Annotated in this window: 8 protein-coding genes and 1 CRISPR repeat array; all 8 genes read left to right on the top strand. The window is 33.4% G+C overall.

The annotated features are described in order from the left end of the window. The coding region (locus ACO5GE_RS07510; protein WP_484830301.1) for a hypothetical protein at positions 1-2087 on the top strand (2087 nt) is incomplete at its 5' end. 14 nt (positions 2088-2101) lie between these two features. Further along, on the top strand, positions 2102-2533 hold the full coding sequence (locus tag ACO5GE_RS07505) for a hypothetical protein (RefSeq protein ID WP_484830300.1): 432 nt from the start codon (positions 2102-2104) through the stop codon (positions 2531-2533). Continuing rightward, positions 2533-2745: a hypothetical protein gene (locus ACO5GE_RS07500; RefSeq protein ID WP_484830299.1), complete on the top strand. Its 213-nt coding sequence runs from the start codon at positions 2533-2535 to the stop codon at positions 2743-2745. The genes ACO5GE_RS07505 and ACO5GE_RS07500 overlap by 1 nt, the downstream gene beginning before the upstream one ends. After that, entirely contained in the window at positions 2738-3097 is a 360-nt protein-coding gene (locus ACO5GE_RS07495) for a hypothetical protein (protein WP_484830298.1), read from the top strand. The genes ACO5GE_RS07500 and ACO5GE_RS07495 overlap by 8 nt, the downstream gene beginning before the upstream one ends. Before the next feature lie 86 nt (positions 3098-3183). Next, the gene (locus ACO5GE_RS07490; protein WP_484830297.1) at positions 3184-3756 is read left to right on the top strand and encodes an NlpC/P60 family protein; all 573 of its coding nucleotides are present in this window, start codon (positions 3184-3186) and stop codon (positions 3754-3756) included. 171 nt (positions 3757-3927) lie between these two features. Then, positions 3928-4806 carry a type II CRISPR-associated endonuclease Cas1 gene (gene cas1 / locus ACO5GE_RS07485; RefSeq protein WP_484830296.1) on the top strand — a complete coding sequence of 293 codons (879 nt, stop codon included), beginning with the start codon at positions 3928-3930 and terminating at the stop codon, positions 4804-4806. 4 nt (positions 4807-4810) lie between these two features. After that, positions 4811-5116 carry a CRISPR-associated endonuclease Cas2 gene (gene cas2 / locus ACO5GE_RS07480; protein ID WP_014262092.1) on the top strand — a complete coding sequence of 102 codons (306 nt, stop codon included), beginning with the start codon at positions 4811-4813 and terminating at the stop codon, positions 5114-5116. After that, positions 5113-5781, top strand: a complete 669-nt coding sequence (csn2, locus tag ACO5GE_RS07475) for a type II-A CRISPR-associated protein Csn2 (protein WP_484830295.1) — start codon at positions 5113-5115, stop codon at positions 5779-5781. Before cas2 ends, csn2 begins: the two co-directional genes overlap by 4 nt. 54 nt (positions 5782-5835) lie before the next feature. Then, positions 5836-7784: a CRISPR direct-repeat array (repeat unit 36 nt; unit sequence GTTTGAGAGTAGTGTAATTTCATATGGTAGTCAAAC). Positions 7785-7803 lie beyond the last annotated feature (19 nt).

The raw sequence follows: 7803 nt of genomic DNA, 5'->3' as shown, positions 1-7803 counted from the left end.
TGAAAAATCAGATTGCAAGAGGTTTGGAATCGGCTTTTATTAAAGGTGAAAAAACAAAGTCTTTTTTAACTTATAAAGACAAAGGATTGATTGAGTTAGGCAAATATGATTATGACTTAAACGAAAGTACTATCAAAGGTGAAAGTAAGTACGCCGATTCTAAGATGATGTATAATCGTAAAATTTTTAGCGGATGGAATGCATTTTTAGAACCGATAAGAGAATTTAACTTTGAATGGTTGGAAAAAGAGGATAATTTCTTTATCAAAAAAGTGTATGCTAATTCTTTTGCTGGATACCTAAAGGCAAATGGCGTAGCTTTGTCTGATGTTATAGATTTCAACGGAAATATAAAAGAGGGCAACACGATTATTGATAATGCACGAAGATACGCAACAATTGAAGCACAAAAAGCGACATATCGGGATGAGAGTGCTATTGCTAACTGGCTCACAAGACAATTCAAAGCAAGCAAGAACGATAGTTTATCGCAAGCAAGAAACAAAGCAATCGGAAGGTTTGCGGTTGAAGCTATTATTCCCTTCAAAAAGACTCCTATTAACGTGTTAAAAAGAGGTGTGGAATATTCTCCTATCGGACTGATGGATTCTTTAACTATGGGTGTGAAACAGTTAAAAGCTGGTGAAATTACAGGAACGGATTTATGTGACAGAATTTCGGCAGGATTAACAGGAACTACTCTTGTTGGTCTTGGATATGCTTTGGCTCACTTTGGCGTATTAAAGGGTAGAGGAGATGAAGAAAAGGAAAAAGAAAAGGCTTTTTCTAAACTTACGGGCCAACAGAATTATTCTGTGAATATTGGAAATCACAGTTATACGATTGACTGGGTATCTCCAACTGCTTTACCTCTTTTTGTAGGGGTAGAGGCTTTTGAAGAATTGAACAAAGAAAATGACAAGAAAAATTTTGATATTGTAAATTCTCTTGGTACTGCACTTGATGTTATTGGGAATGTATCGGATCCGGTATTTAGTATGAGTATGGTTCAAGGACTAACAAGAACAATGAAGAGCTACAGTTCAAATGATGGCGGTTTTGTGTTTGATTTTTTGAGTAATGCCGCAAGTCAATATGCGGGACAATATGTACCTACTTTATTTGGACAATTTAACAGAACAAAGGATGCTACAAGATATGATACTTCATCTCCACGAAAAGGCAATGCTAAGGTTATGCAACAAACATTCAATCAAATTGTGTCTAAAGTTCCGTTTGCTCCACCGCATGTATTACAACCTAAAATTGATGTATGGGGGCAAGAGATGTTACAAGAGGGGGATACTTGGTCAAAAAGATTACTTCAAAATATGATTTCTCCCGGATACTACTCCAACACAAAAAGAGGAACAAGAGAAGAGGAAATATTCCGTCTGTATAAGAAAACCGGCAACACAGATGTACTGCCGCCACAGATTGACAAGGCAAATGAAGTTACAATAGATGGCGAAACATATACCTTTAATTCAAAGCAAAGAACACAGTTTTTGAAAACAAGCGGAACGTACAGAAAAGATCTATTGGATTCTCTTTTTTCTTCTCAAAGCTACAAAAAAGCAAGTGATGAAGAAAAAGAAAAGATGATTTATAACGTGTATGATTACGCTAATCAAAAGGCAAAGTCTGAAATTGCTAAGGAGTTTGGAACTTCTTACACACCAAAAGGATGGATTGAAAAAGCTGATTCTGTAGGTGTGAATGATTATTTGCAATATAAAGGAGTGGTCGGTTCTTTACCTGATAACGAAAAAGGGAAATCGCATAAATTAAAAGCTCTATCTGAATTAGGTTTGAGTGATGAAAAAACAATCGCTATCTTAAAAGCTGACTTTGACAACAAAAAGAAGTCATATAGTGCATTGGTTGAAAACGGAATATCCATTGACGATTATCTGACAGTTGAAGAAGTAAGAGAAAATATGAGAGTTCCATTAAACAGAAAAGGAAATCCGATTACAAAAGGTCCTTACTCAAAAAAGGCTCAAACATTCCGATATATCAATTCACTGGATTTAGAACCATATCAGAAAAAATTGTTGTTTGAAATGTATTATGACAAAAAATAAAAGGGGTAATGTTTATGAATGAATTAAAAAGTGTGACAGGTGATCTATCTGTCTATCAACTAATCATCGGAATTGTAGCTATCGTGTATCTTTGTAAACTATTATTATCTGTCTATAAAAATACAGTGTGGTTTCATGGGGAGTTTCAAAAAAGAGATGATTTAATTCAGTCTATCGAAGTTCTGACGGATGAGGTCAGAGAGGTAAAAAGAGATTTAATTATTATCACTAACGAAAGTCGGGACTATAGACGGACTTCCTTGCACGATAAAATTACAAAGGCTTATCTGCAGTACAAGAATCAAGGGTATGTTACACCTTCACAACTTGACAATTTTCAATTGTGCTTACAAAAATATTATGCAGTCGGCGGGGGGAGTGATGGTGTTGTAAAAAGTAAAATGGAAGCGGAAGTATTCGCTTTAGAAATTAGAGAGGAGCAGTGATGAAAAAAAAGAATTATAGCAAGTATATTGTTGCTTGTATAATTGCATTAAATGTACTTTTTACTATAGCAATACTATATGTATTCAATCATACAGGTAACGAACCAAGCACTTTAATTAGTGCTTTTTTTGCGTTCACAACAGTTGAACTATGGAGTTTAGCTGGAATCAAGAAAAAGAAAATAGAAAAGGAGAATGATTATAATGAATAACTTGTTTGATATGAACATGGTTTATGGAGTATGTATTGTTGTGTTATTTTGCGGTGTTTTAATCGCAATGAAAAGAAAAGGAATCAAGTTTAGTTATTATGATGAGGTTAAATTGGCTCTATTGCTGGGCGGGACAATGTTTAAGGATACTAAGGTAAAAATGATTATGGGGATCTGTATGGGGATTGTACAAGGACTCGAAAAAGCTGATAAATCCTCTACAGAGAAAAGAAAAGAGGCTATAACTAAAGCAATTGACGAAATTTATACAAAATGTGGTGTGAAAATGGACAAGGATATTATTGGACAGATTATTGATATTGCAGTAGCAAATATGCCTGAAAACCAATAATAATATAAGAAATCGATACAAAATGTATCGTTTCTGCATATTGATAACAAAAAAATTAAGATAAAATAACAAAAAGGAGCAGAAAAATGAATAAGAGAGAAAAAATCGTTCAAACTGCTAAAATGTTGAAAGGCAAAGAGGTAACCTACAAATTAGGAGCAAAGGCAATTCCACCATCTATTCCAAAAAGTTTGGATTGTAGTGGCTTTGTAAGATACTGCTACCTATCTGCAGGAGTGAATATTCCTGACGGAACATACCATCAGTTTGAGAATTCCATACCGATAAATCGTGAAAATCTGTTGCCTGGCGACATTGGGATAATGGAAAATCCATCAAACCTAGGTAAAAGAACAAATCATATCGGAATTTATTTGGGATTAGGATACTGGATCCATTGTAATTACAGTAGAAATGGAATCACGATTGAAAAAACAGATATTTTCAAATATGCAAGAAGATTTAAAGAGTTAGGAGAAAAGGGAAAAAAAGATGGGAGGGTAGGAAAGATGGTAAATGTAAAAATCAATGGGAAAACAGTCAAATTAGATGGTTTTGAGGAAAAGGATACTAATTATGTATCCATTCGAGAAATCACAGAATTACTGGGAAAAACTGTTGAATGGAACGAAAAAGAAAAGGCTGTTGTAATTAAATAAGAGAGGGATATTCCCTCTCTTTTACATATTTTATTAAGGACAATTTTTGGACAAATTTTGTGATATAGTACGCAACTATGAGCAAAGGTAAATTATAAATTATGGCTCTATGCAACGAATAGAAATGAGGTGCAATGTGAATCCATTATTATATGAAAATAGGAGAGAGCTATGAGTTGGAGAGAAGTAATTATTACAGGTCATGCGAAACTGGACTACAAGATGGATTATCTTGTAGTCCGTAAGCAGGATGAGACAGACCGAGTCTATATTCCGGATATTGGCTTTTTGATGATTGAGTCTACGAGAGTCTCCTTGACAACAACGCTGATTTCTGAATTAGTGAAAAATAAAGTCAAAATTATATTCTGCGATGCCAATCATAATCCACAGTCAGAACTGTTACCTTATCATGGAAGCCACGACACAAGTTTGAAAGTAAGAGAACAAGTGAGTTGGAGTGATGAAATCAAACAACTTGTTTGGACGAAAATCGTAAAAGAAAAAATAAAAAATCAGATGGAACTTTTGGAAGAATATCAACACTTTGACAGAGCCGAATTGTTAAAAACTTATATTGAAGAAATGGAACCGGGTGACCAAAATAATCGTGAAGGCCATGCTGCAAAAGTATATTTTAATACAATGTTTGGGATTGACTTTACAAGAAATGATGAAAATACAATTAATGCTGCCTTAAATTACGGATACAATATCTTATTGTCCTGTTTTAATCGTGAAATTGTGTCTAACGGTTATTTGACACAGATTGGATTATGGCATAGCAGTCGCTTTAATTCGTTTAATTTAGCTTCCGATTTGATGGAACCGTTTCGTATTCTAGTAGATCGCAAAGTCCTCACTTTAAATTTAGAAAATTTCGATAGCCACAATAAATATGAATTAGTAAGTATCTTAAATGGAGAAGTAAGAATTGATAGTAAGGTGTCTTATGTCAACAATGCTATTAAGTTATATTGCAAAAGCATTTTTGAAGCATTACATTATGAAGATACTTCATATATCAAATTTTATACCTATGAGTTATAGATATATGAGAATTATAGTATTTTTTGATTTGCCTACAATTACCTTAGAAGATAAAAGAGACTATCGAGATTTTCGAAAATTTTTAATAAAAAAAGGTTTTTTGATGATGCAGGAAAGCGTCTATTGTAAATTAGTATTAAACCAAACTGTAGCAAGTTCCGTGTTAAGTTCTATCCGAAAGCATAAACCTAAATCAGGACTGGTTCAAATGATTATGGTGACAGAGAAACAATTTGCAAAGATGGAATATCTGTGTGGAGAGAAGCGAAGTAATGTTGTAGATTCAGATGATAGGTTGGTGATTTTGTGAACTTAGTGTACTATGACTTGAATATGGATATTGAATTAGAAGAAGAAAGATTAAACTTTTTAGTGATAGAGAATCCTGTTAAGTTGGAAGATTTTGTTTTGTCAATCCATTCTGCAAAACAAAAAATAACAGAGGATGTTTCTATTTTTGAAAAGTTTGAGAAAATAAATTTTGCCAAACAAGTAGATATTTTATTTTCTCCGATGAGTATTTCGTATCATACAAAGGAAATTCAGAAAAAACTACTGGAGTATGTTTTAGAAAAGGTTCAAGATTCCTATTTGGCAGAAAACTTTATTGATATTTCCGGTAGCCTTGTATCTTTATGTTCTAAAATATCTTTAGAGTTGGAATATGATATAGAGTATATTGATTATGTTGAAGCAGAGAATATTTTGAAATTGATGGATATCCGGTTGAAAGAGGAAGAAGGACGATTTGTTGAACGATTGATTGATTATAGCAAAACAATGTTTGAATTATTACATAAGAATATCTTTATTTTGGTAGGATGTTCAGGCTTTTTAACAAAGATAGATTTCGAATATTTGAGGCAACATCAATTCTCACAAAAAATATTATTTTTGTTTGTGGAAAGTCATCAAATTGACTTGGAAAGTCCTAAGAAACAAACTATAATAGATATAGATTTATGCGAAATATAAAGAAACTACCATATGGAATGCAGGCGTAGTAGTGGCGTTTATTTTCAAATTGAGGTTTGAGAGTAGTGTAATTTCATATGGTAGTCAAACAGTCCTGCATTCACCGCACCTACACCTGTAGTTTGAGAGTAGTGTAATTTCATATGGTAGTCAAACCATTTAGCACCTCGTAATCCGCTCCCCTTGGTTTGAGAGTAGTGTAATTTCATATGGTAGTCAAACAAAATAACTAACTAATATGATAACAAATAAGTTTGAGAGTAGTGTAATTTCATATGGTAGTCAAACTTGTGCTGTTTGCCACTTGGATTTCTCCCAGTTTGAGAGTAGTGTAATTTCATATGGTAGTCAAACTTAATTGATTTTCAAATCTTTCTTGTGTTTGTTTGAGAGTAGTGTAATTTCATATGGTAGTCAAACCGAATACTCCGCACCGTAAATGTGTTGAGGTTTGAGAGTAGTGTAATTTCATATGGTAGTCAAACATATAACTTTGTGGAGCTATCACAAAAGTAGTTTGAGAGTAGTGTAATTTCATATGGTAGTCAAACAAATCCAATTGAAGCAAGTGTGTCGGGCTAGTTTGAGAGTAGTGTAATTTCATATGGTAGTCAAACTATAAAACTTACTGCCGGATTCTTTTGTAAGTTTGAGAGTAGTGTAATTTCATATGGTAGTCAAACATGTTAGATTTTTAACTGTAGTTGCAAAGGGTTTGAGAGTAGTGTAATTTCATATGGTAGTCAAACTCTTTAACTTGCCTTTAGATGTAATCCCAAGTTTGAGAGTAGTGTAATTTCATATGGTAGTCAAACATATCTAAAATATATTTAGAGGAACATAAAGTTTGAGAGTAGTGTAATTTCATATGGTAGTCAAACTGTTGAAGTATATAATCATTGTCCTATGGTGTTTGAGAGTAGTGTAATTTCATATGGTAGTCAAACATAAAGTTGGTTCTGATACACCTTTTAAAAGTTTGAGAGTAGTGTAATTTCATATGGTAGTCAAACTGTTGGTTATCTTTACCCATAAACATTACTGTTTGAGAGTAGTGTAATTTCATATGGTAGTCAAACACGGCAAAGCTATTGTTACAATAGACGATAGTTTGAGAGTAGTGTAATTTCATATGGTAGTCAAACTTGATTTATAGTATCTTAAAACCACCATTTGTTTGAGAGTAGTGTAATTTCATATGGTAGTCAAACTTGACGTTATGCCTGTGATAATCGGACCGCGTTTGAGAGTAGTGTAATTTCATATGGTAGTCAAACACTAATAATCAATTTAACATTTTTCATACTGTTTGAGAGTAGTGTAATTTCATATGGTAGTCAAACACCAGTTTGAATTTGATTTGATTTTATATGGTTTGAGAGTAGTGTAATTTCATATGGTAGTCAAACTATAGGGACGTATATAACGGAAATAGGTTCGTTTGAGAGTAGTGTAATTTCATATGGTAGTCAAACAAATCCTATCGAAGCAAGTGCCTCAGGCTGGTTTGAGAGTAGTGTAATTTCATATGGTAGTCAAACACTATGATGTGATTATGTGGGATTGAGAGGGTTTGAGAGTAGTGTAATTTCATATGGTAGTCAAACTCGGGAAATAAGAACGATGATTTTCACGCCGTTTGAGAGTAGTGTAATTTCATATGGTAGTCAAACAGTGTCATGGTGTGACTTCTACTCTGACTAGTTTGAGAGTAGTGTAATTTCATATGGTAGTCAAACAGGATTTCTGGAAATTTGGGCATAAGATTTGTTTGAGAGTAGTGTAATTTCATATGGTAGTCAAACTCAGAAAAAATTCCATATCTGAGATTAATTGTTTGAGAGTAGTGTAATTTCATATGGTAGTCAAACCATTTCATATTGTTATATAGTTTGATATACGTTTGAGAGTAGTGTAATTTCATATGGTAGTCAAACGCACCTCGCCATGTTAGTGTGTCCTCGCTAGTTTGAGAGTAGTGTAATTTCATATGGTAGTCAAACAGTGTCATGGTGTGACTTC

The organism is Filifactor sp., from assembly GCF_057248345.1.
The sequence above is the reverse complement of the archived record's forward strand: the minus strand, read 5'-3'. Positions and strand labels throughout refer to the sequence as shown.